The 26,581-nt window shown below is 72.0% G+C and carries 28 protein-coding genes and 2 pseudogenes; 19 read left to right on the top strand and 11 right to left on the bottom strand.

Going from position 1 to position 26,581, the window contains the following annotated elements:
* The first annotated feature begins 3 nt into the window (after nucleotides 1–3).
* Together ACWCRA_RS23270 and ACWCRA_RS23265 are read left to right on the top strand one after the other, a co-directional pair.
* Entirely contained in the window at nucleotides 4–879 is an 876-nt protein-coding gene (locus tag ACWCRA_RS23270) for an acyl-CoA dehydrogenase family protein (protein WP_451068498.1), read from the top strand.
* Between the two features lie 354 nt (nucleotides 880–1,233).
* Complete coding sequence (locus ACWCRA_RS23265; protein ID WP_351557436.1) at nucleotides 1,234–1,710, top strand: ATP-binding protein; 477 nt, start codon at nucleotides 1,234–1,236, stop codon at nucleotides 1,708–1,710.
* A gap of 21 nt (nucleotides 1,711–1,731) precedes the next feature.
* On the opposite strand, the gene ACWCRA_RS23260 is transcribed toward ACWCRA_RS23265, so the two are convergent.
* Nucleotides 1,732–2,658 carry a cyclase family protein gene (locus ACWCRA_RS23260; protein ID WP_351557439.1) on the bottom strand — a complete coding sequence of 309 codons (927 nt, stop codon included), beginning with the start codon at nucleotides 2,656–2,658 and terminating at the stop codon, nucleotides 1,732–1,734.
* 85 nt (nucleotides 2,659–2,743) lie between these two features.
* Here ACWCRA_RS23260 and ACWCRA_RS23255 point away from each other — a divergent pair, with 85 nt between their 5' ends.
* From ACWCRA_RS23255 to ACWCRA_RS23245, 3 genes are all read left to right on the top strand, one after another.
* Complete coding sequence (locus ACWCRA_RS23255) at nucleotides 2,744–3,610, top strand: SDR family oxidoreductase (RefSeq protein ID WP_351557442.1); 867 nt, start codon at nucleotides 2,744–2,746, stop codon at nucleotides 3,608–3,610.
* A gap of 740 nt (nucleotides 3,611–4,350) precedes the next feature.
* Entirely contained in the window at nucleotides 4,351–5,475 is a 1,125-nt protein-coding gene (locus ACWCRA_RS23250) for an acyl-CoA dehydrogenase family protein (protein ID WP_451068497.1), read from the top strand.
* Nucleotides 5,472–6,521, top strand: coding sequence for a Zn-dependent alcohol dehydrogenase (locus ACWCRA_RS23245; RefSeq protein WP_451068496.1), 1,050 nt, complete (start codon nucleotides 5,472–5,474; stop codon nucleotides 6,519–6,521). The genes ACWCRA_RS23250 and ACWCRA_RS23245 overlap by 4 nt, the downstream gene beginning before the upstream one ends.
* A 44-nt stretch (nucleotides 6,522–6,565) precedes the next feature.
* Here the strand turns inward: ACWCRA_RS23245 and ACWCRA_RS23240 are convergent, their stop codons facing one another.
* Nucleotides 6,566–7,546 carry a GlxA family transcriptional regulator gene (locus tag ACWCRA_RS23240; RefSeq protein ID WP_351557450.1) on the bottom strand — a complete coding sequence of 327 codons (981 nt, stop codon included), beginning with the start codon at nucleotides 7,544–7,546 and terminating at the stop codon, nucleotides 6,566–6,568.
* A 59-nt stretch (nucleotides 7,547–7,605) separates the two neighbouring features.
* On the opposite strand from ACWCRA_RS23240, the pseudogene ACWCRA_RS23235 reads away from it, so the two are divergent.
* From ACWCRA_RS23235 to ACWCRA_RS23215, 5 genes and pseudogenes are all read left to right on the top strand, one after another.
* Nucleotides 7,606–7,773: pseudogene (locus ACWCRA_RS23235) on the top strand (MFS transporter); the annotation flags it as partial.
* Between the two features lie 402 nt (nucleotides 7,774–8,175).
* On the top strand, nucleotides 8,176–8,700 hold the full coding sequence (locus tag ACWCRA_RS23230; protein ID WP_351557453.1) for a DUF6879 family protein: 525 nt from the start codon (nucleotides 8,176–8,178) through the stop codon (nucleotides 8,698–8,700).
* 18 nt (nucleotides 8,701–8,718) lie between these two features.
* Nucleotides 8,719–9,567 (top strand): helix-turn-helix domain-containing protein, encoded by an 849-nt coding sequence (locus ACWCRA_RS23225; protein WP_451068495.1) that lies wholly within the window; start codon nucleotides 8,719–8,721, stop codon nucleotides 9,565–9,567.
* Nucleotides 9,568–10,161: 594 nt separating this feature from the next.
* The gene (locus ACWCRA_RS23220) at nucleotides 10,162–10,386 is read left to right on the top strand and encodes a DUF397 domain-containing protein (protein ID WP_451068494.1); all 225 of its coding nucleotides are present in this window, start codon (nucleotides 10,162–10,164) and stop codon (nucleotides 10,384–10,386) included.
* Between the two features lie 80 nt (nucleotides 10,387–10,466).
* Complete coding sequence (locus ACWCRA_RS23215; protein WP_451068493.1) at nucleotides 10,467–10,931, top strand: hypothetical protein; 465 nt, start codon at nucleotides 10,467–10,469, stop codon at nucleotides 10,929–10,931.
* 63 nt (nucleotides 10,932–10,994) lie between these two features.
* Here ACWCRA_RS23215 and ACWCRA_RS23210 read toward each other — a convergent pair whose 3' ends face one another.
* Nucleotides 10,995–11,612: a recombinase family protein gene (locus tag ACWCRA_RS23210; RefSeq protein ID WP_451068492.1), complete on the bottom strand. Its 618-nt coding sequence runs from the start codon at nucleotides 11,610–11,612 to the stop codon at nucleotides 10,995–10,997.
* 137 nt (nucleotides 11,613–11,749) lie between these two features.
* Here ACWCRA_RS23210 and ACWCRA_RS23205 point away from each other — a divergent pair, with 137 nt between their 5' ends.
* Nucleotides 11,750–12,367, top strand: a complete 618-nt coding sequence (locus tag ACWCRA_RS23205) for a helix-turn-helix domain-containing protein (RefSeq protein ID WP_451068491.1) — start codon at nucleotides 11,750–11,752, stop codon at nucleotides 12,365–12,367.
* A gap of 57 nt (nucleotides 12,368–12,424) precedes the next feature.
* Here ACWCRA_RS23205 and ACWCRA_RS23200 read toward each other — a convergent pair whose 3' ends face one another.
* The gene (locus ACWCRA_RS23200) at nucleotides 12,425–13,831 is read right to left on the bottom strand and encodes a recombinase family protein (RefSeq protein WP_451068490.1); all 1,407 of its coding nucleotides are present in this window, start codon (nucleotides 13,829–13,831) and stop codon (nucleotides 12,425–12,427) included.
* A gap of 25 nt (nucleotides 13,832–13,856) precedes the next feature.
* Between ACWCRA_RS23200 and ACWCRA_RS23195 the strand changes: the two genes are divergently transcribed.
* Nucleotides 13,857–15,065, top strand: coding sequence for an MFS transporter (locus ACWCRA_RS23195; RefSeq protein WP_451068489.1), 1,209 nt, complete (start codon nucleotides 13,857–13,859; stop codon nucleotides 15,063–15,065).
* Between the two features lie 10 nt (nucleotides 15,066–15,075).
* Nucleotides 15,076–15,615: an AAA family ATPase gene (locus ACWCRA_RS23190; protein ID WP_351557475.1), complete on the top strand. Its 540-nt coding sequence runs from the start codon at nucleotides 15,076–15,078 to the stop codon at nucleotides 15,613–15,615.
* On the opposite strand, the gene ACWCRA_RS23185 is transcribed toward ACWCRA_RS23190, so the two are convergent.
* From ACWCRA_RS23185 to ACWCRA_RS23170, 4 genes are all read right to left on the bottom strand, one after another.
* Nucleotides 15,616–16,224: a flavin reductase family protein gene (locus ACWCRA_RS23185; protein WP_451068488.1), complete on the bottom strand. Its 609-nt coding sequence runs from the start codon at nucleotides 16,222–16,224 to the stop codon at nucleotides 15,616–15,618.
* 357 nt (nucleotides 16,225–16,581) lie between these two features.
* Nucleotides 16,582–17,397 (bottom strand): enoyl-CoA hydratase/isomerase family protein, encoded by an 816-nt coding sequence (locus ACWCRA_RS23180; RefSeq protein ID WP_451068487.1) that lies wholly within the window; start codon nucleotides 17,395–17,397, stop codon nucleotides 16,582–16,584.
* Nucleotides 17,388–19,619, bottom strand: a complete 2,232-nt coding sequence (locus ACWCRA_RS23175; RefSeq protein ID WP_351557484.1) for an acetate--CoA ligase family protein — start codon at nucleotides 19,617–19,619, stop codon at nucleotides 17,388–17,390. Before ACWCRA_RS23175 ends, ACWCRA_RS23180 begins: the two co-directional genes overlap by 10 nt.
* A gap of 661 nt (nucleotides 19,620–20,280) precedes the next feature.
* Nucleotides 20,281–21,438: a flavin-containing monooxygenase gene (locus ACWCRA_RS23170; RefSeq protein ID WP_451068486.1), complete on the bottom strand. Its 1,158-nt coding sequence runs from the start codon at nucleotides 21,436–21,438 to the stop codon at nucleotides 20,281–20,283.
* A gap of 192 nt (nucleotides 21,439–21,630) precedes the next feature.
* On the opposite strand from ACWCRA_RS23170, the gene ACWCRA_RS23165 reads away from it, so the two are divergent.
* Entirely contained in the window at nucleotides 21,631–22,080 is a 450-nt protein-coding gene (locus ACWCRA_RS23165; RefSeq protein WP_451068485.1) for a DoxX family protein, read from the top strand.
* Nucleotides 22,080–22,613 (top strand): OB-fold domain-containing protein, encoded by a 534-nt coding sequence (locus tag ACWCRA_RS23160; RefSeq protein ID WP_451068484.1) that lies wholly within the window; start codon nucleotides 22,080–22,082, stop codon nucleotides 22,611–22,613. The genes ACWCRA_RS23165 and ACWCRA_RS23160 overlap by 1 nt, the downstream gene beginning before the upstream one ends.
* Here ACWCRA_RS23160 and ACWCRA_RS23155 read toward each other — a convergent pair.
* Nucleotides 22,547–23,251, bottom strand: a complete 705-nt coding sequence (locus ACWCRA_RS23155) for a pyridoxine/pyridoxamine 5'-phosphate oxidase (protein WP_351557493.1) — start codon at nucleotides 23,249–23,251, stop codon at nucleotides 22,547–22,549. The genes ACWCRA_RS23160 and ACWCRA_RS23155 overlap by 67 nt on opposite strands.
* A gap of 98 nt (nucleotides 23,252–23,349) precedes the next feature.
* Here ACWCRA_RS23155 and ACWCRA_RS23150 point away from each other — a divergent pair, with 98 nt between their 5' ends.
* Nucleotides 23,350–23,931, top strand: coding sequence for a TetR/AcrR family transcriptional regulator (locus ACWCRA_RS23150; RefSeq protein ID WP_451068483.1), 582 nt, complete (start codon nucleotides 23,350–23,352; stop codon nucleotides 23,929–23,931).
* 198 nt (nucleotides 23,932–24,129) lie between these two features.
* On the opposite strand, the gene ACWCRA_RS23145 is transcribed toward ACWCRA_RS23150, so the two are convergent.
* Both ACWCRA_RS23145 and ACWCRA_RS23140 read right to left on the bottom strand, forming a co-directional pair.
* Complete coding sequence (locus ACWCRA_RS23145; protein ID WP_451068482.1) at nucleotides 24,130–24,294, bottom strand: DUF397 domain-containing protein; 165 nt, start codon at nucleotides 24,292–24,294, stop codon at nucleotides 24,130–24,132.
* Nucleotides 24,291–24,457, bottom strand: a pseudogene (locus ACWCRA_RS23140) (transcriptional regulator); the annotation flags it as partial. The gene ACWCRA_RS23145 and the pseudogene ACWCRA_RS23140, both read right to left, overlap by 4 nt.
* A 21-nt stretch (nucleotides 24,458–24,478) precedes the next feature.
* Between ACWCRA_RS23140 and ACWCRA_RS23135 the strand changes: the two are divergent.
* From ACWCRA_RS23135 to ACWCRA_RS23125, 3 genes are all read left to right on the top strand, one after another.
* Nucleotides 24,479–24,727, top strand: coding sequence for a hypothetical protein (locus ACWCRA_RS23135; RefSeq protein WP_451068563.1), 249 nt, complete (start codon nucleotides 24,479–24,481; stop codon nucleotides 24,725–24,727).
* Nucleotides 24,728–24,802: 75 nt separating this feature from the next.
* Nucleotides 24,803–25,978 (top strand): helix-turn-helix domain-containing protein, encoded by a 1,176-nt coding sequence (locus ACWCRA_RS23130; protein WP_451068481.1) that lies wholly within the window; start codon nucleotides 24,803–24,805, stop codon nucleotides 25,976–25,978.
* 267 nt (nucleotides 25,979–26,245) lie between these two features.
* Nucleotides 26,246–26,512: a hypothetical protein gene (locus ACWCRA_RS23125; RefSeq protein WP_451068480.1), complete on the top strand. Its 267-nt coding sequence runs from the start codon at nucleotides 26,246–26,248 to the stop codon at nucleotides 26,510–26,512.
* Nucleotides 26,513–26,581 lie beyond the last annotated feature (69 nt).

Below are 26,581 nucleotides of genomic sequence, written 5' to 3'. Positions count from 1 at the left end.
GGGATGGACTTCCGGCTGACCGACGACCAGCGGGCGCTGCGGGACGGCACCCGGGAGCTGCTGGCCCGGATCTGGCCGCCCGGAGCGCTCCGGGAGCCGGTGGACGGCGCGCGGATGCGCGCGCTGTGGCGGGCGCTCGGCGGCGCGGGGGTGTTCGCGCTGCGGCTGCCGGAGGCGGCGGGGGGAGTGGGGCTGGGCGCGGCGGAGGCCGTGCTCGTCTTCGAGGAGGCCGGGCGGGTGCTGCTGCCGGGCCCGCTGGTCGCCACCCATCTCGCCGCCGGAGTGGCGGCGGGCGCGGCCACCGGTGAGCGGATGGTGACGCGGGTGGACGGGGGGCTGGTTGCGTGGCTGGCGGAGGCCGACGAGGTGACGGGGGAGGTCCGGGGGGCCGTGGAGCTGCGGTCTGTTGACCCGTTGACCCCGCTGCACCGCGTACCGGGGCGCCCTGCTCCGTACGATCCGCTCGCGGCCCTGCTCACCGCGGCCGAGCAGCTCGGGAGCGCCGCCCGCACCACCGAGACGGCGGTCCGCCACGCCCGCGGGCGCGAGCAGTTCGGGCGGCCCGTGGGGGCCTTCCAGGCCGTCAAGCACCGGTGTGCGGGGATGCTCGTACGGGCGGAGATCGCGCGGGCCGCTGTGTACGCGGCGGCGGTCACCGGGGACCCGGTGGAGATCGCCGGGGCCAAGCTGCTGGCCGACGAGGCGGCCGTGCGCAATGCCCGGGACTGCCTCCAGGTGCACGGCGGAATGGGGTTCACCTGGGAGTCCGAGGTCCATCTGCATCTGAAGAGGGCCTGGGTACGGGGCCGGATGCGGCCCACCGCGGAGGAGGCGGCGGAGCTTCAGGCGGAAACTCTGGGTGGTGTCGGGGCGGGCTGACGCGGGACGGAGGGGACGGGAGTGTCACTGAGCGTCGATATCGGGTTGTGTCCTTCGGCCGGGCGACACGGGCCGCTCCCGGGGCCCGGCTCCGGTACTCTCCGTGGGATGCGAGTTGTATCGAGTCCCCTGGCCAGGCGGTCCACGAGCCTCTGTTCGACTCCCCGCGACGCGCGTCGCACAGCTGGCGCCACGGTTAATCCTTCGCGCTGGAATATGCCCGAAGCGCTTGTTGCGGTGACTGTACGTCAACCATGCTGTCCCGTAAGGGTGTCACGTTCAGTGACCTGGTCGAGGACGATGGCCCAGTCGAGGCGCGAGGCGATGTGTCCGCCGGTTCGGATGGTGTGAGCGGTGCAGGTGCTCCAGGTTCAGTTGGAGGTCGGTCCCGATCCCGCGGAGGTGGGGCGGGCGCGCAGATGGGCCAGGTCCCGGCTGGTGGGGTCCGGGATAAGGGGCGATGAGCCGCTGGCCGACACCCTGGTCCTGCTGATCTCCGAGCTGGTCACCAACGCGGTGGTGCACACCGGCTGTCCGGCGGTGCTGCGGATGCTCTTCGGCGCGGGCGCGGTGGAGGCCGGGACGGTCCGGGTCGAGGTCGCCGACACGTGCGGGGCCCGCCCGCCCCGTCAGCGCCACGCCGACGGCGAGGACACCAACGGACGCGGTCTGGAGCTGGTGGACGGGCTCGCGGACCGGTGGGGCTGGCAGGAGGAGGGCTCCGGGAAGTCCATCTGGTGCGAGGTGGACCGCGGGGTGCCCGAGGTCGCGTACGAGAGGGTGGTGGCCCGCAGGAGGTCCGCTCCCCGGCAGGCGGCCCTGCCGCTGTAGCCGGACCCGGCCGGCCGTCGCTCAGAACACGGCGACGGGGGCCACGGGGGTCCCGGTTCCGCCGGTGAAGGGCTCCGGCATGGCGGAGAGCAGAAAGGTGTGGCGGCGCTCCTCCGCGCAGGCGGTGGAGAGCCCCTCCAGGTTCCAGTTCTGGCCCTGGAGCATGCCCATCTCCACCAGGTCCAGGGCGTGCACGGGCAGCCAGAGGTTGTCGATCTCCGGCGGGATGATCTCGAAGGGGAGGGTGTCGGTCGCGACGGCGGCGACATCGCGGGCGTGGAACCACTCGGGCGTACGGAGGGAGAGACCGGGCGCCGGGGAGCCGTAGCCCAGCCTGTCCCCGGCCAGCGCCAGCGCCATCTGGCCGGTCCGCACCAGGACGATGTCCCCGGCGGTGACGGTGACCCGGCCGAACTCGGCGGCCTCGTCCAGGTCCTCCGGGGAGACGGGGTGGTCGCCGGGGAGCCGCTCCACGCCCTTCGCGCGCGCCACGTCGAGCAGTACGCCCCGGGAGATCACATAGGGGACGGAGCCGATGCCGCTGTACCGGGAGCGGCCGTGGGCGGTGATGGTGCCGGCGGGGCGGCCGTTGTAGAGCACGCCCGAGTGGGAGACATGGGTCAGCGCGTCCCAGTGGGTGGCCGCCTGGAGGCCCATCGTCACCGCGTCGTCGCTGACGGCGACGGTGCCGGGGCCGAAGATCTCGGCGTTGATCTGCGTCATGGTGTGCAGGGGGTTGACCCGGCCCGGGATGGCGCCGGTCTGGATGCCGTCCCGGTGGAGCGGGAGCGCGAGGGCGACCCGTCTGCCGGTGCGGACGCCGGCGGCGGCGGCGCGGACGGCCTCGCCGGTGATCAGATTGAGGGTGCCGGTCTCGTCGGCCTCGCCCCAGCGGCCCCAGTTGTTGACGCGCTGGGCGATCTCGTGGAACTCCGGCGGCATTGGCATCGGGAACCCTCCTGGGGGTTGTGCTCCGGCGTCCGGCTGGCGAAGAATCTAACGGACCGTCAGAAACCGCGGGAAGGGGCCGGGCGTGGGGAACTTCTTGGCAGGCAGGGTCGTCGCCGTGACCGGAGCCGGGCGGGGGATCGGGCGCGCGGTCGCGATCGCGGCGGCGGCCGAGGGGGCGAGGGTCGTCGTCAACGACTACGGGGTCTCGATCGCGGGCGGCGAGCCCTCGTCGGAGGTCGCCGAGGCCGTCGCCGGGGAGATCGTCGCCGCCGGGGGGACGGCGGTCGCCGTCGCGGACGACATCGCGACGATGGCGGGCGGCCGGCGGGTGGTGGAGGTCGCGCTCGCGGAGTACGGGCGGCTCGACGGGGTCGTGGGGGTGGCGGGGATTCTGCGGGAGCGGATGCTCTTCAACATGACCGAGGAGGAGTGGGACTCGGTGGTGGCGACGCATCTGAAGGGGGCGTTCACGCTCTTCCGGGCGGCGTCGGAGGTGATGCGGAGACAGCGGGCGGGGACGCTGATCGGGTTCACCAGCGGGAGCCATCAGGGGTCGGTGGCGCAGGCGAACTACTCCGCCGCCAAGGGCGGGGTGATCTCGCTGGTGCGGAGTGCGGCGCTCGGTCTGCACAGATACGGCGTGACGGCGAACGCGGTGGCGCCGGTGGCGCGGACCCGGATGTCGGCGAAGGTGCCGGTGGAGCCGGCGGAGATCGGGGAGCCGGAGGATGTGGCGGCGCTGGTGGTGTATCTGCTCTCCGAGCGGGCGCGGGAGATCACGGGGCAGGTGTACACGGTGGCGGGGCCGAAGATCGCGGTGTGGGCGCAGCCGAGGGAGGTGAGGGCGGGGTATGCGGAAGGGGGGTGGACGCCGGAGCGGATCGCGGAGTTTCTTCCGGGGACGGTGGGGGTCGATCCCCTGCCGCTCCTCGCCCCGCCGCCCCCCTGACCCCGGCGCGCCGCCCCGCGGCCCCGCGGCCCCCGGCGCGGCGCCCCCCGCCCCCACCGGCGACCTGAGCAACCCCAGCCTCGCCGGCGTTTGAGGCGCGGGGGTTCGGGGGTTGGTCCCCGACGGGGGGCCGCATGGTGCGGGTTGCCTGTGGCACGGGGTCCGTCCTCAAGCGCCGGACGGGCTGGGTTTGTGCGGGTTGCCTGTGGTGCGGGGTCCGTCCTCAAGCGCCGGACGGGCTGGGTTTGTGCGGGTGTCCCGTGGCACAGGGTGCGTCCTCACGCGGCGGACGGGCTGGGGAACTCCAGCCTTCTCCGGCGTTTGAGGCGCGGGGGTTCGGGGGTTGGTCCCCGACGGGGGGCCGCATGGTGCGGGTGTCCCGTGGCGCGGGGTCCGTCCTCAATCGCCGGACGGGCTGGGTTTGTGCGGGTTGCCTGTGGTGCGGGGTGCGTCCTCAAGCGCCGGGCGGGCTGGGTTTGTGCGGGTTGCCTGTGGCGCGGGGTGCGTCCTCAATCGCCGGACGGGCTGGGTTTGTGCGGGTTGCCTGTGGCGCGGGGGCCGTCCTCAAGCGGCGGGCGGGCTGGGTTTGTGCGGGTGTCCCGTGGTGCGGGGTGCGTCCTCACGCGGCGGGCGGGCTGGGTTTGCTCGGGCTGCCCGTGGTGTGGGGGCCGGTCTCACGCGGCGGACGGCGGGCCGGTCTCACGTGGTGGGGCATGGTGGAGGAGGGGGAGATGGGGGAGATGGGGGAAGACACCTTCCGGGCGGAAGCGCGGCAGTGGCTGCGAAGCCATCAGCAGGGGGCGCGGGCCGGCGGGCGCGCGTGGGAGCGGGCGCTCGGGCGCGACGGATGGATCGGCCTCGGCTGGCCCGAGTCCGGCTGGGGCAACCGCACCGCCACCCTCCCCCAACAGATCACCTGGGCCGAGGAGTACTCCCGCAGCCGCGCCCCCACCCGCCTCGGCCACATCGGCGAACACCTCCTCGCCCCCACCCTCATCCGCTTCGGCACCCCCGCCCAGAAGTCCCGCTTCCTCCCTCCCGTCGCCCGCGGCGAGGAACTCTGGTGCCAGGGCTACAGCGAACCCGGCGCCGGCTCCGACCTCGCCGCCCTCACCACCCGCGCCGTCCGCGACCGCGCCGGCTACCGCGTCAGCGGCCAGAAGACCTGGACCTCCCTCGCCCACGACGCCGACTGGTGCTTCGTCCTCGCCCGCACCGACCCCGGCTCCACCCGCCACCACGGCCTCTCCTTCCTTCTCGTCCCCATGGACCAGCCCGGCAGGATCGAGGTCCGCCCCATCCGCCAGCTCACCGGCACCAGCGAGTTCAACGAGGTCTTCTTCGACGGCGCCGGAGCCCTCGCGACCCATCTCGTGGGCGGCGAGGGCAACGGCTGGCGCGTCGCCATGGGCCTGCTCGCCCTGGAGCGCGGCGTCTCCACCCTCGTCCAGCAGATCGGTTTCGAGGAGGAGCTGGCCGAGGTCGTCCGCACCGCCGTCGCCACCGGCGCCGCGGCCGACCCGGTGATCAGGGAGCGCCTGGTGCGCCAGTGGGCCGAGCTGCGCACCATGCGCTGGAACGCCCTGCGCACCCTCGGCACCGAGGGCGACCCCGGCGCCCCCAGCGTCGCCAAGCTCCTCTGGGGCGGCTGGCACCAGCGGCTGGGGGAGCTGGCGGTGGCCGTGCGCGGACCGGCCGCCGCCACCGGGCCGTACGACTGGAGCGGTGAGCGGCCCTATGAACTCTCCCCCGACCAGCGGCTGTTCCTCTTCACCCGGGCCGACACCATCTACGGCGGCTCGGACGAGATCCAGCGCACCATCATCGCCGAGCGGGTACTCGGCCTACCGAGGGAGCCACGATGAGAGGTGTTGTCTTCGACGGCACACGGGCCCGGGTCGTCGGCGATCTGGGGATACGGGCCCCGGGCCCCGGCGAGGTCCTGGTCGCGATCGCCGCCGCAGGGCTCTGTCACAGCGATCTCTCGGTGATCGACGGCACGATTCCGTTCCCGGTCCCGGTGGTGCTCGGGCACGAGGGCGCGGGCGTGGTGGAGGCGGTCGGTCCGGGGGTGGGGCACGTCGCGCCGGGCGACCATGTGGTGCTCTCCACCCTGGCCAACTGCGGTGCCTGCGCGGACTGCGACCGGGGCCGCCCGACCCTGTGCCGCGAGGCGATCGGCCGCCCCGGCCGCCCGTTCAGCCGGGGCGGTGAACCGGTCTTCCAGTTCGCCGCCAGCTCCGCGTTCGCGGAGCGCACCCTCGTCCGGGCGGTCCAGGCGGTACGGATTCCGCCGGACATCCCGCTCTCGTCGGCGGCGGTGATGGGGTGCGGGGTGCTCACCGGCGTGGGCGCGGTGCTGAACCGGGCGCGGGTCGGCCGGGGCGAGAGCGTCGTCGTCATCGGCGCCGGCGGCATCGGGCTCAATGTGCTCCAGGGCGCCCGGATCGCGGGCGCCTCCGTGATCGTCGCCGTCGACTCCAACCCGGCGAAGGAGGAGGCCGCCCGGCGTTTCGGGGCGACCGCGTTCCTCACCTCGGCGCGCGGGGTGCGCGAGACGCTGCCGGCCGGCGCGGACCATGTCTTCGAGTGCGTCGGGAGCACCGCGCTCATCCGGCAGGCGGTCGACCTCCTCGACCGGGGCGGCCAGGCGGTCCTGCTGGGGATGACCGCGCCCACGGCGGAGGCGGCCTTCGCGCCCGCCGCGATGTTCCTCGACAAGTCGATCCTCGGCTGCCGGTACGGCACATCCCGCCCCCAGCACGACATCCCGCTCTACGCGGACCTCTACCGGCGGGGCGAGCTGCTGCTGGACGAACTGGTCACCGCCGTCCACCCCGTCGAGGACTTCGCGAAGGCCGCCGACGGCGCCCGCCGCGGCCGGGTCGCGCGCGCGGTGCTCACCTTCTAGCGGGGCGCCGGCCTCCGGCGGAGCCGCCCCCGGGGAGCGGGGCCTCAGGGGGAGGCGGCCCGGAAGGTGCGCCGGTAGACCGTCGGCGGGACCCCCAGCGCCGACTGGAGGTGGAGCCGCATCGACTGCGCCGTACCGAACCCGGCGTCCCGCGCCACCTGGTCCACCGACAGCTCCGTCGACTCCAGGAGCTGCCGGGCCCGCTCCACCCGCTGCTGGGTGAGCCACTGCCCCGGGCTCACCCCCACCTCCTCCCGGAAACGGCGGGTGAAGGTCCGTACGCTCATCGACTCCCGCTCCGCCAGATCCCGCAGCCGCAGCGGCTCGTGCAGCCGCCCCAGCGCCCAGCCCCGGGCGGCGGAGGTGGTGTGGTACTGCTCCTCGGGCACGGGCCGGCGGATGAACTGCGCCTGACCGCCCTCCCGGTGCGGTGGTACGAGACAGCGCCGGGCCACGTCGTTGGCGACGGCCGAGCCGTGGTCCCGGCGGATCAGATGGAGGCAGAGGTCGATCCCGGCCGCGACCCCCGCCGAGGTCAGCACCGCGCCGTCGTCGACGTACAGCACATCGGGATCGACCCGCACGGCCGGGAAGAGCCGCTGGAAGCGCTCGGCCCAGCCCCAGTGGGTGGTGGCGCGGCGGCCGTCCAGATACCCGGCCGCCGCGAGGAAGAAACCGCCGGTGCAGATGGACGCCAGCCGCGCGCCGGGCCGCACCCTCCCGAACACCTCGGCGAGCCCGTCGGGGAGCCGGCCCTCGTCGAAGAGGACCGAGGGCCGGTACGAGGCCGGGACGATCACCGTGTCCGCGTCGGCCAGCGCCTCGGGCCCCCGCTCCACACACAGCGCGAAGTCCTCCTCCGTGGGGACCCGTCCGGGGGTGGGTGTGCAGGTGGTGACCGTGTAGAGGGGATCGCCCGCCGGGGAGCGCGCCCGGCCGAAGAGCCGGTGGGGCATCGACAGCTCAAAGGTGATCACCCCGGGGAGCGCCAGCACGACGACCCGGTGGAGGGGAGGGACGGCCATGGCCCGATCCTATCGAAAGGTGTCCACCGGGCCAGTCGTTGGACGGGCCGGCCCGGCGGATGCTGAATCCCGTGACCGAGACACGCCCCGCACCCCGCCCGCGTACCCCCCGATTGCGGATGCACCGGGCCTGGTCCGTCGCAGCCGTCACCTTTGTGACGATCATCGGCGCCGCCGGCTTCGCCTCCCTCCCCGGGCTGCTGATCGACCCGCTGCACGACGAGTTCGCGTAGTGACGCTTGGGGGAACGATCATCGAGAGCCGCTGATCAGATCTCGGCGACTCCCGCACCGCCGTTTGGACGGTAACGCTCCGCCCCTGCCGAACACTCCAGTTCCGGCCCCCTTGACCAGCGCGGTCCGGCAGAGTGGAGGACGTGCAACCCGGCGCAACGCGCTCGACAGGGAGGGACACCACGGCCTTACGGTTCGTCGGTAAAGATCCCGAGTCCGGAGATCACGGATCACCCGCTGTGTGGGTGGACCAGGATTCGAAGGATCTTGTGATTCAGGGGTGGACGGCAGACGAGCGGACCACGGGCGAGAGCTCGCGGGATGTGCCGATCCCCGGGCACGAGTCGGTGATCAGGGTTCCGAAGCGGATGATCCCGCTTCTCAGGGAGGCGCTCCGTGTCGCAGAGTCTGACTGACTTCTCTGACCTCATCAGGTCAGTGCAGGAGTCAGCCGTGCACCTTGAGATGCGTGACACGTACGGCGTCGAGAACGAGATCGAAGGCTTCGCCGCATGGAAGCAAGGGCGCCGGCTCGACCCGGAGGACCGGGCTTCGTGGTGGCGCCCCTGGCTCGACCTCGTTCAAGAGGTCACCGCCAAGGGCGTTGTCATCCGCCGTGCCCGTATCGTCTCGGAGCCCATCAGCGAGTACATCGCCTTCGAGCACTCGGGCACCTTCACGAACGTGGCGGCCGGAGAGCAGATCCGTTGGCTTCCCCGTCGCAGCGCCTCGGACCTCACCCTGCCTGGCAACGACTTCTGGTTGTTCGACGGCCGCCTTGTCCAGTTCAACGTCTTCGATGGGGTCGGCCGATGGGTCCACACCGACCAGACGGAAGAGCCCGCCACAGTTGAGCTGTGCGCGTCGGCGTTCGAAGCGGTGTGGGAGCGAGCCATCCCGCACGAGAAGTACGCCGTCTGATTCCTGACCGGTCAGCTCATGCCTTCCTCTCCGCTCTCCAGCGCCCAAGCGGTGCGAGCCGCTGTGGCTGCCCGCTTGCAGGGGCTCATGCAAGACGCTGGCCTGACAGGGCATGAGCTGGCCGCTCGGTGCGGCTGGCACAAGTCGAAGTCGTCCCGGATCGCGCGGGGCAAAACACCACCCTCGGACGCTGACATCCGCGCCTGGTGCGCTGCCTGCGGGGCCGACGATCACGCGGCCGATCTGATCGCTGCGTCCCGCAACGCGGAGTCGATGTACGTCGAGTGGCGACAGATCCACCGTGACGGGATGCGGCGCGTCCATGAGCAGACCGTCCCGCTGTACCAGCGCACCCGCTCGTTTCGTGTGTACGCGTCGAACGTCATGCCGGGGATGCTCCAGACTCCCGGCTACGCGACAGGACTTCTACGGTCCATCACGGCCTTCCAGGGAACCCCCGACGACGTGGCCGACGCCGTGCGGGCTCGGACCCAGCGGTCCCGCGTGATCCGGGAAGGGGACCATCGGTTCGCCCTGGTGCTCGAAGAGACGGTTCTCTACTACCGGGTGAGCGACGACGCCGCGATGGCGGCCCAGCTTGAGCACGTGCTCTCGGTGATGGGACAGCAGAACGTATCCCTCGGCATCATCCCGGCAAGGGCCCGCCGTACCGTCTGGCCGCTCGAAGCCTTCTACGCCTTCGACGATCAGCAGGTGGCAGTGGAGACCCTCACCGCAGAAATCAACCTGACCACGCCCGGCGAGATCCGTACGTACCTTCGCGCCTTCTCCGAGCTGTCCCGATCCGCCGTGCGCGGAGCCGAAGCCCGCGCCCTGATCACGAAGGCTCTCGCCGCCCTCGGGTGAATCCGTGCAACCGCGTGCAACAGCGTGGACCCCTCACAACCCCGCTCCCTACGGTCTGTTCATCGACCTCGGAAGCGACAGGGAGGGCGCGACGGTGACGAGGACAGAACCCACGCGATGGCAGGAAGTACCGGTTGAGCTGCCGCTCCGGGAGGAGCGCCCTGCGCCCCGTCCGGTACCCGGATGCCCCGAGTGCGCGCGGCTCGGCCAGCTCCGGAAGGCAGCCGGGATGCAGCACGACAGCACCACGGTCGCCGACTGCAACATCCTGCTCCGGATGCACGGGACGGCCACTGATGGACATGCAGACGTGGAGGGACGCCAGGGCTCAGGCGACGGACGCGACGGAGTCCATACGTGCGGCACTGGCTGCACTCGGAGTTCCTGAGTCCGCGTGGAGCAGCGTCCGACCCGTGGTGACGCACAGCGGGCAGGCATACGTCCACCTCGGGATGATCCGGGCTGATGCGGTCGAGCAGATCTCAGAGGCGCTGCGGGCGCCCTCCGCTCCCTGAGCCCCATTCAGGACTTCCGTCCACTACCGGCGGAGGACGGCTCTCTCTGGGCCGTCGGCAGATCAGGAAGGGCACGACGATGACCGACCTGTACGGGCTCCCCATCGAGGGAGCCGAGTTCTCGAAGGCGTGCGGCGGCAATGCCCACCCGGACGGCGAGGCGTGCGTGACCCTCGCGAAGATCGGGCCGGACGCGTGGGCCATGGGCGACAGCAAGCGCCCAGACGCCGAGCCGCTGCGCTTCACCACGGCCGAGCTGGACGCGGCGGGCATCAACCCCGCCCGCTTCGACCTCTCCGCCTGATCCACAGCACCACCTGAACTGACGGCCCCGCCCTCACGCCGACGGGCGGGGCCGTCGTCATCTCTCGGAACGGAGCAGCGGTGCACCACCACGGTTACGCATGGGTGGGGGAGAAGAAGACGTTCGACAAGGAGAGCATCCGCAGACCGGCCGGACAGGCCCCGACCGCGAGCAGCGAGATGGAGGTACATGACCGGTACCGAGAAGCCGTGGCCGTGTTCCCGACCACCGACGTGCCCCCGATCCAGACGGCGCACTGGCTCATGAAACCGCCCTCGATGATCCGAGGGACATGGGAGGAACCCAAGGAAGCCGGCGAATGGCTGGGCCTTCAGCTCGCAGAGTTCGCTCCCCGGTTCTCCTCCGAGCAGGATCGGGGGGTGACCAGACTGGCCCTCCTGGTGAAGGGTGCAGTCGAGCGGCTGGCGTGGGGAGGAGACGTGGCCCTCGGCCACTACCTCAAGGGCACTGTCTTCCACTCTGTCGCCCTTGTGACGTGCACGCCGAACCGCGCTGCTCCCGACCTGCCCTGTCCCGCCAGGTAGGTCCGCACACGACAGCGGCCCCCGGCGAATGCCGAGGGCCAGTCGCGTCCGTGTGCGCCTGTCTCAGGCGCTCTCTCCAAGGTGGCGGTACAACGTGGCGCGGCCGATTCCCATGGCCTTGGCGATGGCTGTGACGCTGTCTCCCTTGGCGTGCCGGGCACGGGCTACGGCGAGCTTGTCGTCATCCACTACCGACGGCCGCCCACCCATGTTGCCCTTGCGGGCCGCAGCCTCCAGCCCTTCCAACGTCTTCTCCCGTATGCCTTCCCGCTCCACCTCTGCACTGACGGCGAGCACGGCGAACACGATGGCACCCGCCCCGTTCGGGTCGTACACGCCCTGAAGGGGACCGGACAGGAGTTCCAGTTGGATGCCGTCCGCCTGAAGGGTGGAGGACAACGTCATCAGCTCTGCCGCGCTGCGGGCAAGACGCTTCATCTCGACCACGGTCAGGATGACGGGCTGATTCGGTGCGGCCGCCTTGATCTCCCGTGCCAGCGTGAGCGCCTTCTCAAGCTCCGGCCGCTCCTTCACGCGGGTACTGATCTTCTCCGAGAACACGCGGGTGCAGTCGGCACGGGCAAGCATGTCCAACTGGGACTGAAGTTCCTGTCCAACGGTGCTGCACCGTGCGTAGCCCAGTCGGATCGCTGCGCCCCGTATCGCGTCGGGCACCTGCATGACGGGAGCGCCCTGTGTCCATGCCTTACCGGGGTTGCGGTCGGCCGGAGTCTTCACGGTCAGTTCCGCCTTGAGTCGGAGAAGGGGCGACCGAGATCCAGGAACACGTATGGCGGCGTGCGCTGGTGCGCTCCGACATGAAGCACGCAGAGAAGTTGGTCGGCGTCGCCATGGCGTTGTACGCGGATTACGAGACGGGCGAGAACGTCTGCCCCTCGAACGGGACGATCGCCAGGGAACTCGGCTACGGAGGGAAGGCCCCGGAGCAGACGGTCAACAAGATCGTTGGCAAGCTGCGCAGGGCTGGCTGGCTCACGAAGACGGGCAAGGTTCCGGATGGTCCGGTGATCTACCGGCTCACCTTGCCGACGCAGGGGGGTGTGGCTGAGGAGCCATACAACCTACATACCTCCAAGAGCGACGGCGGTAAGAGCAAGGAGCCAGCGGCGAAGAGCAAGCCGGTAGGCGATGTGCGGCCCCCCGGAGGGGGCCGACAGGTCGAAGACGAAGAACACAAGCAGCCGGCGCAGGTGAGCCGCGTAAGCGGCTCCCAGAAGCAAGACGAAGGGACAGGCTCCCTTGGTGGGCCTTCGGCCCCTTCTCTGTCCTTGGTAGACCTCGGCAAGGTCAGGCAAGAGGAACGGCGCCGACGCTGGTTCGGAGATGCGTATGCAGCTCCCGTGCCGGTTGGCTTCGACTACGACGGCTCGGCCGACAAGCGCGATCCGGGATGGCAGGAGCCACCGCCCTTCTGATGGGGCATGACGAAGCCCCGCCCTCATGTGAGAGCGGGGCTGGTCGAACGAGGCAGGCTACTCGTCGGGCTCGTCGGCGGTGTGGTTCCACTCCACGGTCATGTAGTCGTCCGCGGTCATCTTCGCCGCCTTCCTGAAGCCGTTGGGGTGCATCGTGATCGTGGTGACGAACTTGACCCACGCTCGACGGACGGGGAGCGGAGTGTCCGGCCAGTCCTGAATCAGACCGGCGATGCCCGACACAGGGTCGATCGGGGGCAGGCCAGTGACACCCGACAGCTTCTCGTCGATCTCGCTGAGCCTGGCCCGGATCGCCTCGGTACCGGCCGTCATCTGCGACAGGGAGATGGACCCCGAGGCGTAGGCCACGGCCAACCCGTCGAGCCGTTCACGCAGGGCCTGCGCCTCCTGGTGAAGGTGGACCGAGTCGTCTCCCTCCTCCTGTCGAGCGGCGAGAACCCAGGGCAGGAAGTCGGGGAAGATGATCCGCGCCAGGACGGCACTACCGGCTCGCTTGTCGGCCAACTCTCGCGGCACGCGTACGTGCTTCTGTCCACAGCGGTAGACCGGGGTGCCCCGGTACATGCCGCCTCGTACCGTCTCCCCGCATCGCCCACAGGTAGCCAGTCCGGCGAGCAGGGTCTGAGGGACCGAGCCGGTACGTGCACCGCCCGTGAACCGCTTGGGGTTCGTCAGCGCCGACACGAGGCCGTAGTGAGTCGCCTCGTCCAGGATCGCGGGCCACTGGCCCACGCCCACCACTTCGCCGTGGTAAGTGGCCTGAGCGATGTACCGAGGGGAGATGAGCACCTTCTTCACCCCGCCCACACCCCACCCCTTCGCCTCGCCCTTCGCCGTGCCGGACGACGAGCGGGGAGCGAGTAGGCCGAGGTCGGTCCAGAAGCGAGCGACAGCCGACAGGGTCTCGCCCTGAAGAACCATCTCGGCACCCTTGCGGATCGCTTCCGCCTCGGCCTCGACCACGGTCACGTAGTCGTCGGCGTATCCGAACGGCCGCAAGCCTGTTTTGTGCGGAGTGCCGTTCTTGGCCGCCTGAAGGTTCGACGCCTTCTGCCGCAGCGCCTTCTGCTCGCCCTCGTACTCCGCCCACGCCGTGACCGTCTTGGCCGTGGCCCGACCGGCCGGAGTCGCGAGGTCCAGGTGTCCGGCGTGGATGGCGTGGACGTTCACGCCGAGCGCGATCACCCGCAACAGGTCTTCGGTCTTGCGTACGAGCCTGTCAGTGTGCCAGCAGAGGATCGCATCGGGCTTGGACACCAAGAGCCGCTCGAACCCCGGGCGTACCTTGCCCGAGGTGGCGCTGACGTCGTTGTCCGCGATCACTTCCCGTACGGTCCAGCCACGGGCGGCGGCGAACACCCGACACTCTTCCTCCTGCCGCTTCACGCCCAGCTCGTCGCCGTGCTGATCGAGGCTGAGTCGTACGTAGACGGTGACATCCATCTGTGGTGGCCCCCCTTGTTCCTGCGTGCGCGGTGCCCCAAACATCCACCACAAGTTCGACTGGTCGCGCGGCACGATCGGCTTCGCCGTCTCGGTCAATCTCGCGCTGTACGGGCTGACCGCGCCGTTCGCCGCCGCCCTGATGGACCGCTTCGGCATCCGCCGGGTCGTCGCCGCCGCCCTGCTGGTCATCGCGGCCGGCTCGGTGCTGACCACGGTCATGACCGCGCCCTGGCAGATGGTTCTGTACTGGGGGGTCCTCGTCGGGCTCGGCAGCGGCTCCATGGCGCTGGCCTTCGCCGCGACCGTCACCAACCGCTGGTTCGTGAAGCGGCGCGGCCTGGTCACCGGCATCCTCACCGCCGCCGGCGCCTCCGGCCAGCTCGTCTTCCTGCCCCTGCTCTCCTGGCTGGTGGAGCGGCACGGCTGGCGCCCCGCCGCGATCACGGTCGCGCTCGCCGCGCTGGCGGTGGTCCCCTTCGTCTGGCTGCTGCTGCGCGACCACCCCGCCGACACCGGTCTCGCGGCCTATGGCGCGAAGGAGTTCACTCCCAGGCCCCCGCCGGTCCCGGGCGCGGCCCGCCGCGCGGTGACGGTCCTCTTCCGGGCCGCGCGCACCGGTCCGTTCTGGCTGCTCGCGGGCACCTTCGCGATCTGCGGCGCCTCCACCAACGGCCTGGTGAAGACCCACTTCGTGCCCGCCGCCCACGACCACGGCATGCCGGTCACGGCGGCGGCCTCGCTGCTCGCGGTGATCGGTGTCTTCGACATCGTCGGCACCATCGCGTCGGGCTGGTTCACCGACCGGTTCGACGCCCGCAGACTCCTCGCCGTGTACTACGCCCTGCGCGGGGTGAGCCTGCTCTTCCTCCCGATGCTCCTCGCGCCCACTGTCCAGCTCCCGATGGTCTTCTTCATCGTCTTCTACGGACTGGACTGGGTCGCCACCGTCCCGCCGACGATCGCCCTCTGCCGTGAGCACTACGGCGACGACAGCGCCATCGTCTTCGGCTGGGTCCTCGCGTCGCACCAGGTCGGCGCGGCCGTGGTGGCCTTCGCGGGCGGGGTGGCGCGCGATGTGTTCGGCTCGTACGACGTGGTCTGGTACGCCTCCGGGGCGCTCTGCGCGATGGCGGCGCTGATGGCCCTGGTGATCACCCGCCCGGTGCCGGCCGCACCGGGCCGGGCCGGGGAGGCGCGCCCGCTGTGCGAGGGTGAAGTCACCCGAACATGAGGAGAGTTCCGTGATCGTCTGGCTGAACGGCGCCTTCGGGGGCGGCAAGACCACCCTGGCGGAGGAGCTCCACCGGCGCCGGCCCGAGTCCCTGTTCTTCGATCCCGAGCAGGTGGGCTATCTGCTGTCGGAGATCGTGAAGCCGCCCACCGGCGACTTCCAGGACCTGCCGCTCTGGCGCCGCCAGGTGGTCTCGCTGGCGCTCGGCCTCGTCCAGGACTTCCAGCGGCCCGTCATCGCGCCGATGACGCTGCTCGACCCCGGCTGTCTGGCGGAGATCCACGGCGGTCTGCGGGCCGAGGGGGTGGCGGTGCACCACTTCTTCCTCCGGGTCGAGCCCGACGAGCTGGTCCGCCGGCTCGACGCCCGTGTCCACCACCCCGGTGATCCGGAGCGCGAGGCCAGGGTGACGGAGTGGACCAAGGCGCAGATCCCGCGCAGTACGGCGGCGCTCGCGGTCCTCCCCCCGGAGACGGTCGTCCTCGACGGCGCCCGCCCCACGGCCGCGCTGGCCGACGAGGTGCTCGCCCGGGTGGACGGCCACCGCTGATCAGGGGACGAGCCGCCGGAACCGGCCCCGGTGGAAGACCAGCGGGGGCCGGTCGTCGTCCGCGCCCAGCGCCTCGATCCGCCCGACGACGATCAGATGGTCGCCGCCGGTGTGCACGGCCTGGACCGTGCACTCCACCCACGCCGGTACGGAGCCGAGCCGGGGCGCGCCCGTGACCGGGCCCGGGGTGTGCGCGACACCGGCGAACTTGTCGCCGCCGCTCACCGCGAAGGCCCGGCACAGCGCGCCCTGCTCCTCGCCGAGCACATGGGCGCAGAAGCTCCCGGCGCGGGCGATGCGCGGCCAGGTGGTCGAGGTGCGGGCGACCATGAAGACCACCAGGGGCGGGTCGAGCGAGAGCGACGAGAAGGACTGGCAGGCGAAGCCGGCCGGGCCCGCGCCGTCGTGCGCGGTGATGACGGTGACCCCGGTGGGGAACGACCCGAGGACCCGGCGGAACTCCGCCGGGTCGACCGGTGGCCGCTCGCTCTCCCCGACGGCGCGCAGGGCGGGCCGGGGCGGCGCCTCGTGGGGCGCGGCGGCGGTGGTGGCGGCTCCGGCGGACCGGAGATGGCGGACGGCGGTGGCGGCCATGGCCGCGTGTCCCATCACCCCTCCATTGGAGCTGACGGTTCGTCAGATGGGAACCCCTCCGCCAGTCCGTAAACCGTCCGGGGCGCACTCTCGGCCCCAGGGGCCGCGGGAGTCCCGCCGCGGCGGTCGCGGACCCGGCCGGGCGGCGCGGCGCGGTGCCTCGGGGTGGCTCGGGGTGCGGTGCGGTGCCTCGGGGTGGCTCGGGGTGGCTCGGGGTGCGGTGTCTGTGGCGTCTTGTGGTGCCTTGCGGCGCCGGGACGACCCCCGCCGGGGCCCGGGGCCCGCTGGGTCGTCTCTTTCGGATCGTGCCGGGCTCGCGATCCACGGCACCGGACCCCGCTCACCGATCCGGCCTGATCCGAAAGAAACTCCCTAGCGGCCCCGGTAGACCGGGGGGCGGCGCTCCAGGAAGCTCGTCACGCCCTCCGCCGCGTCCGCCGTCGTCATCGTGATCTCCTGCGCCGCCGCCTCCGCGGCGAACGCCCCCGCCCGGTCCGTCTCCAGCGACGCGTTGACCAACTGCTTGGTCAGCGCCAGCGTCCGCGTCGGCCCCCGGGCGAGCCGCTCCGCCCACTCCCGGGCCGTCCGCTCCAGCGCGTCCCCGGGCACCACCCGGTTCACCAGACCCAGCCGCTCGGCGTCGGCGGCCGGGAGGGAGTCGCCGAAGAACATCAGCTCCTTGGCCCGCTGCGGCCCGATCAGCCGGGGCAGCAGATACGCCCCGCCGCCGTCCGGCACCAGCCCCCGCCGCACGAACACCTCGATGAACCGGGCCTCCTCCGCCGCGATCACCAGATCGCAGGCCAGGGCGAGATGCGCCCCGATCCCCGCCGCCGTCCCGTTGACCGCCGCGATCACCGGCTTCTCACAGTCCAGTACGGCCGCGATCAGCCGCTGCGCCCCGCGCCGGATCACTCGTGCCACCCCGCCCGCGATCCGCTCCCCGGGCGGCGCGGCGGAGGCCCCGCGCAGATCGGCGCCCGCGCAGAAGCCCCGGCCGGTGGCGGTGAGCACCACCGCCCGGACATCCGGGTCGCCCGACGCGCCGTCGAGCAGCGAGATGATCCGCTCCCGCTGTTCACCGGTGACGGCGTTCATCACCTCCGGCCGGTCGAGGGTGATCCAGAGAACGGCGTTCTCGGTACGCTCCACCACCCCGCAGCCGGAGCCGTCCGCGCTCACCGGCACACCGCCAGCGCGTCCAGCGCCACCGCGCCCTGTCCGCGCTCCAGCACCACCAGCGGGTTGATGTCCAGCTCGCTGAGGCTGCCGCCCAGTTCCAGCGCCATCCGCTGGACCCGCAGCACCACCTCCACCAGGGCGTCCACATCCATCGGCGGGCCGCCCCGCACCCCGTCCAGCAGGGCCCGGCCGCGCAGCTCGTCCAGCATCGCCCGCGCCTGCCCCTCGCCGAACGGGGGAACGCGTACCGCCGAGTCCCGGAGCACCTCCACGAGCACCCCGCCGAACCCGGCCGTCACCGTCGGACCGAACAGCGGGTCCTGGGTGACGCCCACCACCATCTCCACCCCGCGCCCCACGAGCTGGCAGACCAGGATGCCGTCCAGCTCGATGCCCTCGTGGCGGGCGGTCGCGGTCAGCTCGCGGTAGGCGTCCCGGACCTGGCTGGCGGAGGTGAGACCGATCCGCACCAGGCCGAGTTCGGACTTGTGGGCGAGTTGGGCCCCGGACGCCTTCATCACCACGGGGTAGCCGATCAGCGCGGCGGCGCGCACCGCCGCCGCCGCGCTGGTCACCAACTGCTCGCGCGGCACCCGGATGCCGTACGCGCGCAGCAGCTGCTTGGCGGCGTGCTCGCTGAGCCGCACCCCGGGCTGGAGCAGGGCCTCCGCCTTGCGGAAGGAGGGCGAGAGGGTGCGCGGCGCCTCGTCGAAGGGCGACCGGTACGCCCGGGTGAAGCGGTGGTGTCCGAGGAAGGAGCGCACGGCGGTGACGCAGTTGGCGAAGGTGCGGAAGGTGGCGACCCGGGAGGAGCCGAGCAGCGTCTCGCGGTACGCCGCCTCGGTGCCGACGGGCGATCCCCACACCACGCACACCAGCTTGTCGGTGGCCTCGGCCGCGTCGACGAGGTCCTGGGCGAGCCGGTCGCTCATCGGCGGGAAGGGGCCGGTGATGGGGCAGATCAGCACGCCCACGCCGGGGTCCGCCAGGATCGCGTCGATGATCTTCCGGCCGCGCCAGTCGCCCACCGGGTGGCCGCCGTTGTCGACGGGGTTGGCGACGCTCAGATACTCCGGTATCCACTGGTGCAGCTCGTCCTGCCGGGCCTGCGAGAGCGGTGGCAGCGTCAGCCCGGCGGCGCTGGCGAGATCGGCGAAGTGGGCGCCGGTGCCGCCGGAGATGGAGTAGACGACGACGCCGTCCGCCCGCGGCCTGCGGGCGCGGGCCAGCAGGGCGGAGGTGTCCTGGAGTTCGTCGAGGCCGTCCACGCGGATCACCCCGTACTGCCGCATCGCCGCGTCCACGACCTGATCGGCGCCGGTGAGCTTCCCGGTGTGGGAGGCGGCGGTCCGCGCGCCGGTCTCGGTGCGGCCGACCTTGACCGCGACCACCGGCACGCCGCGCCGGGCCGCGCGGTCGGCGGCGAGCAGAAAGGCGCGTCCGTCCTTGAGCCCCTCGACGTAGCAGGCGATGGCCCCGACCTCGGGCCGTTCGGAGAAGTACGCGATGAAGTCGGCGGTCTCCAGATCCGCCTCGTTGCCGGTGGGCGCCCAGTGGGAGAGGCGGATGCCCAGCTCCTGGAGGGCGAGGACCGGGCGGCCCTGGTGCCCGGACTGGGTGATCAGCGCGATGGCGGGTCCTTCGAGGTCCTCGCGGAACCGCTCGAAGGCGTTGAGGTTGGTGTTGGGGCCCAGCAGCCGCACCCCGGACTCCGCGACGGCGGCGGCCAGCCGGGCCTGCGCCTCGGCACCGGCCGGGCCGGTCTCGGCGTACCCGGAGGCGAAGGCGACCGCGAAGGCGATCTTCGCCTCGGCGAGTTCGCCGATCAGCGGGAGCGGGTCGCCGACCAGCAGCACCGCGAGATCCACCCGCTCGGGAAGCTCGGCCAGGGAGCGCGCGCACGGGCGCCCGAAGACCTCGCCCCGGGTGGGGTGCACGGGGTGCAGCCGCGCGCCGACGCGCTCGGCCCAGTCGACGAGCTGCCGGGTGATGCCGGTGCCGGGCCGCCCGGCGGTGTCGGAAGCCCCGACGACGGCGACGGACCGGGGCCGGAAGAACCGGTCGAGATCGGGGACGGGGGCGTACAGGGGCCGTCCGCTGACGTCCAGGTCGCCGTCGGTCGCGGTGACCGATGCGGTGTCGTGGATGGCGTCACGGGGGTGTTCTCCGCAGGCGACGATGCGTGCGCGGAGGTCGGAGGTGAGGGTGCCGTGGGTCGATCCAAGCATTGCTGAGCCCCGCTCCTGCTCGCTGCGACGTAGCTGACGCATAGTCAGATTAGCGAGCTGACTCCCAGTCAGGAAGATGCCCCACGCCTCCCGCCCGATTTCCCCGCGGAGCCCCCGCACCCCCCGCCCCCCGACGGGGACGCGGACCGCCCGTGCCCCGGGGCCGCTCCTCAATCTCCCCCAGAGCTGCCTCTGGGAGGTGCCCCCAGCGGGGCTGAGGGTGGTGCGGCCCGGCCGGAGGGGCGCGGCTCAAACCCCGGCGGGGCCGGGTGGTTCAGCCGGTCCGGCGTTTGAGGGCGGACCCTGTGCGACGGGTTCCCGCATCGTGCGGGCCATGGTCGGGGGCCGGCCCCCGAACCCCCGCGCCTCAATCTCCCCCAGAGCTGCCTCTGGGAGGTGCCCCCAGCGGGGCTGAGGGTGGTGCGGCCCGGCCGGAGGGGTGTGGCTCAAACCGCAGCGGGGCCGGGTGGTTCAGCCGGTCCGGCGTTTGAGGGCGGACCCTGTGCCAGGGGTGCCCGAGCCGGTGCGTGTCAGCCCGTCCGGCGATTGAGGACGGACCCCGGGGCACAGGTGGCCCGAGCGATCTCAGCCCGTCCGGCGATTGAGGACGGACCCGCGCCCCGGGGCGGCCGAGCCACGCATCGCGCAGGGAGCGGCGGAGTCAGGGGGAGGGGCTGCGGGTGGTGCGGGCGATCGCGCGGGCGATCCGGGGGGCGTCCAGGGCCAGCTCCCTCAGCATCCCGCTGATCGGATTGGTGAACCCGGTGAAGTACAGCCCGGGCGCCCCCGCCACAGCCCTCCCACCCCGCACCACCGGCCTCCCCCTCCCATCCAGCACCCCCAGCTCCCCCACCAGCCCCTCCAACCCCTGCCGGTACCCCGTCGCCGCGATCACCGCGTCCGGAGCGATCCGGCTCCCGTCCGCCAGCACCGCCTCCCCCGCCTCGAACGCCTCCAGCGCCGCCACCGGCTCCACCCTCCCCGCCCGCACGGCGGCGATCAGACCCACGTCCTGCACCGGCGTGGCCCCGGCCTTGTGGCCCGTGTAGAGACCCCGCTCGGGGCGCGGCAGCCCGTACTCCGTCAGATCCGGCATCACCATCCTGGTGAGCAGCCCGCTCGCCCGGTCCACCAGGGGCACGGGCAGCCGGCGGACCAGGATGCCGGTGCGCTGGGAGGGCCAGCCGGCCGTGGACGGGCGGAGGATGTGCGGCGGTGTGCGCACCGCCAGCCGCACCCGGGCCGCCCCGCCCTCCGTCAGGTCGACCGCGATCTCCGCCCCCGTGTTCCCGGCGCCCACCACCAGGACGTCCCGGTCCCGGTACGGCGCGGGGGCGCGGTAGTCGCGCGCGTGCAGCAGCTCCCCCGGGTACGTGTCGCGCCCCGGCCACTCCGGTACGCGCGGGGTGTGGTTGTACCCGGTCGCCACCACCACCGCCCGCGCGGTCAGCCGGCGCCCGCCCGTGGCGTGCAGCAGCCAGTCGTCCCCCGAGCCCGCCGGTTCGATCCGTGTGACCTCGACGCCGGTGACGATCTCCAGCTCGTGGTACTCGGCGTACTTCTCCAGATAGCGGACCACGTCGTCCCGCGCGACCCACCGCCCGAAGGATCGCGGCATCGCGAGACCGGGCAGCCCCGACAGTCCCCGGGGGGTGTGCAGCCGGAGCCGGTCGTAGTGGCCGCGCCAGGAGGCGCCCACGGCGTCGGACTTCTCCAGCACCACGGCCCGTACCCCGAGCTTGCCGAGCGCGGCGGCCACGGCCAGGCCGCCAGGTCCGCCGCCGATGACATGGACGGGCCTGTCGTCTGTTGTGTCCATGGGCCGTGAGCGTACTGGCCCCAACTCTTGATGAGGCTCGGTCAAGGCGGAAACCGGTACCGAATTGATCACACCTGACCGCTTGCCGATAGTTCCCGACCGGAACTCCCCACCTCTTGCGCGGTGGTGGCGCATCCGCTGAACTGACGTACCGTCAGAAAGATAGCCCCAGCGTGAACATGGGAGGTCAGGATGGGCAGTGTCTGGCTCACCGGCGCCGAGTGGCTCGCCGTTCTCCGTATCGGGCTCGGGCTGTGGTGGCTGGAGAGCTGGCGGCACAAGGACAGGAAGGGCTGGTTCGAGCGCGGCACCGGCATCGCCTGGGCGGCGGATGTGGCCGGCAAGCACCGTTGGGCAGCGGTCCGCGGCGGCTTCCGGAAGGTGGTGGAGCCCCGCCCGAGGGCGATGGCGTACCTCGTCGTCCACGCCGAACTCGCCCTGGGCCTCGGTCTGGTCCTGGGCGTTCTCACCCCCGTGGCCCTCGTCTGCGGACTGGTCCTCAACCTCCTCTACTTCATCCTCATGATCCACGACTGGGCCGAGCAGGGGCAGAACGCGATGATGGCGCTGATCTCCCTGGTCGCGCTCTTCGCCCTGTCCTGGCAGACCTGGTCGCTCGACAGCGCGCTCGGGCTCTTCTGATGGCCCCGGACCCCGCCCGCCCGGACCCCGCCCGCCCGGACCCCTCCCGCCCGGACCCCTCCCGCCCCGAGATCGACGACTTCACCCGCCCGTTCTGGGACGCGGCCGGGGAGGGGCGGCTGCTGCTGCGCCGCTGCCGGGGGTGCGGGCGGGCCCACCACCACCCGCGCGAGTTCTGCCCGTACTGCTGGAGCGAGGACGTGGGCTGGGAGACGGCGAGCGGCCGGGCCACGCTCTACACCTGGTCCGTGGTGCACCGCAACGACGTGCCCCCGTTCGGGGATCGGGTGCCGTATGTCGCGGCGGTCGTCGATCTCGCGGAGGGGCCGCGGATGACGACCGGGATCACGGAGTGCGGGGCCGGGACCACGGGCCGCGGGGCCGGGCTCGCGATCGGGATGGCCCTGGAGGTGACCTTCCGGCGGGAGGACCCGGCCGGCCCCGCGATCCCGTACTTCCGCCCGGCTCAGGGCCAGAGCAGCTCCCGCGCCCAGCCCCCGTCGGGCCCCTCGGCCGGCCCCTCGCGCCGGTAGCGCAGCCGGATGTGCCGGCGCCAGGCGTCGCCCTGGAAGAACTCGACCTCCCGGGGCACCACCACGTACCGCGTCCAGGACGGCACGGGCGCCTCCGGGTCCCGTCCGGCCCGCTCCCAGGCGGCGGCCGAGGCGTGCGCCAGCTCCTCCCGCGAGGCCAGGACCTCGCTCTGCCGCCCGGTGAGCGCCGCTGCCAGCGCCCCCGTGGAGCGGGCGTGCAGATCCGCGCTGCTCTCCGCCGGCCCCGGCAGGACGACCCCGCCCCGCACCCGCACCTGCCGGCCCTGCGCCGCCCAGTAGAAGCCGAGGGCCGCCTCGGGGCGGGCCCGGAGCTGGCGTCCCTTGGCGCTGGTGGAGTGGGAGGCGAAGTGCCAGCCCCAGGGGTCGGCGTCGTGCAGCATCAGGGTGCGTACGTCCGGGTGGCCGGTGTCGTCCGCGGTGGCCAGCGTCATCGTGTGCGGCTCGGGCTGCCCCGCGGCGACGGCCTCCGCGAACCACTGGTGGAAGAGGGGCAGCGGGGTGGCCGGCGCGGTGTCCGGGTCGAAGGAGGGGAGGTCGATGTCCCAGACGCGCTGGGCGTGCAGCAGCACGCGGAAGGCGTCCTGGGCGTGGAAGGGGTCCCGGCCGTCGTTGTCCATGCCCCCAGTCAACACCACTCACCCTGTAGTGCTCCGCCTATAGTGGTTTCCGGGCCGCCCGAACGGGTGGCCGCCCCCGGAGAGATGGTGACCGTCCGATGCGGCAGAACCTCGCCCGCCGCGCCGCGCTCGTCGACGCGGCCATCGAAGTACTCGCCCGCGACGGCGCGCGAGGGCTGACCTTCCGGGCCGTGGACACGGAGGCCGCCGTACCGAACGGCACCGCGTCCAACTACTTCGCCAACCGCGACGACCTCCTCAACCAGGCAGGCGCCCGCATCTACGCACGGCTGCGCCCGGACGACGACACCATCGCCGCGATGTCGCGCGGCCCGGCCGGACGGGAGCGGACCGCGCGGATGGTACGGGAGGTGCTGGAGCGGGTGACCACCTTCCGCACCGGCTATCTGGCCCTCCTGGAACTCCGCCTGGAGGCCACGCGCCGCCCGGCGCTGCGGGCACTGCTGACCGACCGGGTCCGGGCGGACCTCGACGCGAACGCCGAGGGCCACCTCGCCGCCGGCCTCCCCGGGGACGCGGACACGGTCCGTCTGATCCATCTGGCCGTGAACTGGCTGGTGGTGGAGCGGCTGACGCTGCCCGACGTGTTCCCGCAGGAGACCGCGGCCGAGCTGATCACCACCCTGGTGGAACGCCTGCTCCCGCCGGGCCCCGCCTGAGCCCCGCCCCGTGCGGCCCACCGGCGGCCCGGGGTTCACCGGGAGAGGACGGCGTCCGCCGGGGAGAAGTGCCAGGCGGCTGCGCGCCGAGGGGCTCCCGGAGTCTCCGCTCCAGGACGGCGCTGTGGCGGCCCGGTGACATGGCCACAGAGCCCCGCCCAGGCTCTGCCGGGCGGGGCTTCGGAGTGCTGAGCGGTTCTACAGCGCGGCGGACCGGGCGAGCATCGGGCTGTTCGCCCGCTTGCTGTCCCGGACGGGGACGGTGCCGGACGGTCCGGCGAGGTTGAGGGCGACTTCGACGCGGGCGCCGCCGTTGTCGCTGTACGAGGAGGTGTACCGGTCGGGGGCTTCGGCAATCGTCACGGGGTGCCCTCTCGTGCCTCAGTGATCATCGCTACGGAAGCGGCTTGGGAGAGAGCTTCAGCCTGTGGCAGATGGCAGGTGCTGAGCAGGGGGAGGACCGTGGCACCGTCGCGTTCAGCTGTCCCCGCTGGGCGGATTCGGTGTACGCCACGAGCGACCGGTCCGGCGCCCCGAGGGCAGCCGCATGAGCGGGCGAGCCGACGTCCAGCACACCATCCTCGCTGCCCACCGGACCGAGCGGGACGCGACCGCGACCTGCACCAGCCCGCCCGGGTCCTGGTCCGCCGCGGAGCCGTGCACCGGTTACGGGCCCGCCGTGGAACGGCCCCGAGCATCGCGGAGTTGGGCCGTGGTCCTGATCGACCGCACACCCGCCGAGGGGGCCCCGGACGCACGGGCCCGCGCCGTGCTGTCCCTCAACCCCGCTGCCTGAAGCAGTGAGCCCCGAACGTCTCACCCACGGGGATGGAGGCGGACGGGACGCCAACTCCGGGCGTACTCTCGTGATATGAGCGACTCAGGCAAGCACATTAAGGAAGTTCGGAAGCGTCGGGGTCTCACACAGCGGGGTCTTTCTGCCGCATCAGGAGTGTCACTGTCGATCATTCGGAAGCTCGAACAGGGCGAGCGCGAGACCGCCAGAATGGAGACACTGCGCAAGCTCGCAACGGCGCTGCGGGTGCCCACCATGCGCTTGGCGGGTGATGCGGCTGAAGAGGGCCCCGGGGAAGGCACCGAGCAGCGCTGGGAGGCTGTACGCGCCGCACTCGAACAGCCCCCCGCCACTCCAGGTTCAGACGATGAACAGCCGACCGTTGAAGGCGTGCGCACGAGCCTGGCGGTAGAGGCGCTTCCCCTCTATGCCGCTCACGAATTCAGCGCGCTCTCAAAGGTGTTGGGCCCCATGCTTCGGGATGCCGAGGCATTGGGGGATGACGGGCGCACAACCCGTGTTCGCCTGTTGCAGCTTGCGGGCGGTGCCATGGTCCACACGCGGCAGTTCGATGCGGCAGAGACAGCACTTCTCCGCGCTCTGAACGATGCGGGGGACCGCTTGGAAGGCGCAGCCACGGTCAATACGCTGTGCTGGCTTCGGCTTCGGCAGGGGCGGCTTGATACGGCGTACGACCTGGCCGTGAAGTGGGCGGACGAGGTCGAGCCCCGCGTGTCCCGTGCGACGCCCACGGAACTGAGCACCTGGGGTTTGCTGCTGCTCCGGGTATCTGCGGCAGCCGTACGGAACGGCCAAACCGGGCAGGCCACCGATGCGCTCAGGCTCGCCCGTGCAGCAGCCGTGGCGCTGGGGCGCGAGCACACCCCGGAGAACGAGAATTTGCGGTCCTTCGGCCCGCTCACGGTCAAACTGAAGGCTGCCGAGAACGCGAGCGTGGCCGGCCGGCCGGATACAGTTCTGCGCCTCGCGGAGGGCGTTCCTCCCCTCTTGCTCAGATCTGTCACGACTAGCAACCGCAATCGCCACATGCTCGATGTGGCAAACGCCTACGCGGGAACTCGGCGCTTCCCCGAGGCGTTCGAGAAACTCGAAGAGATCAGGGGCGGCAGCCCGGAATGGCTGCCCAACCAGCGGTACGCACGCGACATTCTCGGAAAGATCATCAAGGGTCGCCGAACCCTGACTGACGAGATGCGAACGATGGCGGACGTGGTCCGGCTACCTCTGTAGTTGACGCTGTGGGGCACTTCGTCGTACACGATGACAGGAGTGCCACAGACGGGCAGAGTTCCTCTGCGTAGGCTCTTCGTCACTTAGCCAAACAATGGGCAAGTGAGGCGACGTGCCAAAAGATCGCGACCCGTCCGATACTCCAGCCTTGCGAAAGCCGAATGAAGAGCCGCCGCAGTGTGCGAAGGAGGGGGACTCTTCCGTACTCCGAGCCCTGCGAGAACGGGTGCGTGAGGTCAACGAGAAACACTCGCACCGGCGGTTGCCGTGAACTATGTGTGTGAGCGGCTCGCCCTGGCGGTCGGGGCCGTAGAAGTCTGGTTACGGGTCTGCTTCCCCCGGCTGGTGTGGGCACTGACTCCGCGGGGTCGTGAGCACCGTCGGCTCCGCGCCGAGCTGCGCCGGCTGGAGACTGATCCCGACTACGCGGACCAGTGGCGTGCTGAACTCGCCGAGGGTTGGCGGCAGGTCCGGTTCGAACGGGCGCTTGAGGCTCTGCTCCGCGACTTGGCGGACGGCGGTGACCGGCCGTGAACCGCATCCCGGAGCGGGAGTTCCACTACTTCGCCGCGGTGTCCGCGGAAGGGCCCGTGGTCGGCACCG

The sequence above is a fragment of the Streptomyces sp. NPDC001889 genome, from assembly GCF_053594535.1.
The sequence above is the reverse complement of the archived record's forward strand: the minus strand, read 5'-3'. Positions and strand labels throughout refer to the sequence as shown.

Coding starts and splice junctions, on each gene's coding strand:
- ACWCRA_RS23270 (WP_451068498.1), top strand. CDS start 4: ATGGACTTCCGGCTGACCGACGACCAGCGGGCGCTGCGGGACGGCACC.
- ACWCRA_RS23260 (WP_351557439.1), bottom strand. CDS start 2,658: ATGCCAATGCCGCCGGAGTTCCACGAGATCGCCCAGCGCGTCAACAAC.
- ACWCRA_RS23250 (WP_451068497.1), top strand. CDS start 4,351: ATGGGGGAAGACACCTTCCGGGCGGAAGCGCGGCAGTGGCTGCGAAGC.
- ACWCRA_RS23245 (WP_451068496.1), top strand. CDS start 5,472: ATGAGAGGTGTTGTCTTCGACGGCACACGGGCCCGGGTCGTCGGCGAT.
- ACWCRA_RS23240 (WP_351557450.1), bottom strand. CDS start 7,546: ATGGCCGTCCCTCCCCTCCACCGGGTCGTCGTGCTGGCGCTCCCCGGG.
- ACWCRA_RS23225 (WP_451068495.1), top strand. CDS start 8,719: ATGCCTTCCTCTCCGCTCTCCAGCGCCCAAGCGGTGCGAGCCGCTGTG.
- ACWCRA_RS23220 (WP_451068494.1), top strand. CDS start 10,162: ATGACCGACCTGTACGGGCTCCCCATCGAGGGAGCCGAGTTCTCGAAG.
- ACWCRA_RS23210 (WP_451068492.1), bottom strand. CDS start 11,612: ATGCAGGTGCCCGACGCGATACGGGGCGCAGCGATCCGACTGGGCTAC.
- ACWCRA_RS23205 (WP_451068491.1), top strand. CDS start 11,750: ATGAAGCACGCAGAGAAGTTGGTCGGCGTCGCCATGGCGTTGTACGCG.
- ACWCRA_RS23200 (WP_451068490.1), bottom strand. CDS start 13,831: ATGGATGTCACCGTCTACGTACGACTCAGCCTCGATCAGCACGGCGAC.
- ACWCRA_RS23185 (WP_451068488.1), bottom strand. CDS start 16,224: ATGGGACACGCGGCCATGGCCGCCACCGCCGTCCGCCATCTCCGGTCC.
- ACWCRA_RS23175 (WP_351557484.1), bottom strand. CDS start 19,619: ATGCTTGGATCGACCCACGGCACCCTCACCTCCGACCTCCGCGCACGC.
- ACWCRA_RS23170 (WP_451068486.1), bottom strand. CDS start 21,438: ATGGACACAACAGACGACAGGCCCGTCCATGTCATCGGCGGCGGACCT.
- ACWCRA_RS23165 (WP_451068485.1), top strand. CDS start 21,631: ATGGGCAGTGTCTGGCTCACCGGCGCCGAGTGGCTCGCCGTTCTCCGT.
- ACWCRA_RS23160 (WP_451068484.1), top strand. CDS start 22,080: ATGGCCCCGGACCCCGCCCGCCCGGACCCCGCCCGCCCGGACCCCTCC.
- ACWCRA_RS23155 (WP_351557493.1), bottom strand. CDS start 23,251: ATGGACAACGACGGCCGGGACCCCTTCCACGCCCAGGACGCCTTCCGC.
- ACWCRA_RS23150 (WP_451068483.1), top strand. CDS start 23,350: ATGCGGCAGAACCTCGCCCGCCGCGCCGCGCTCGTCGACGCGGCCATC.
- ACWCRA_RS23135 (WP_451068563.1), top strand. CDS start 24,479: ATGAGCGGGCGAGCCGACGTCCAGCACACCATCCTCGCTGCCCACCGG.
- ACWCRA_RS23130 (WP_451068481.1), top strand. CDS start 24,803: ATGAGCGACTCAGGCAAGCACATTAAGGAAGTTCGGAAGCGTCGGGGT.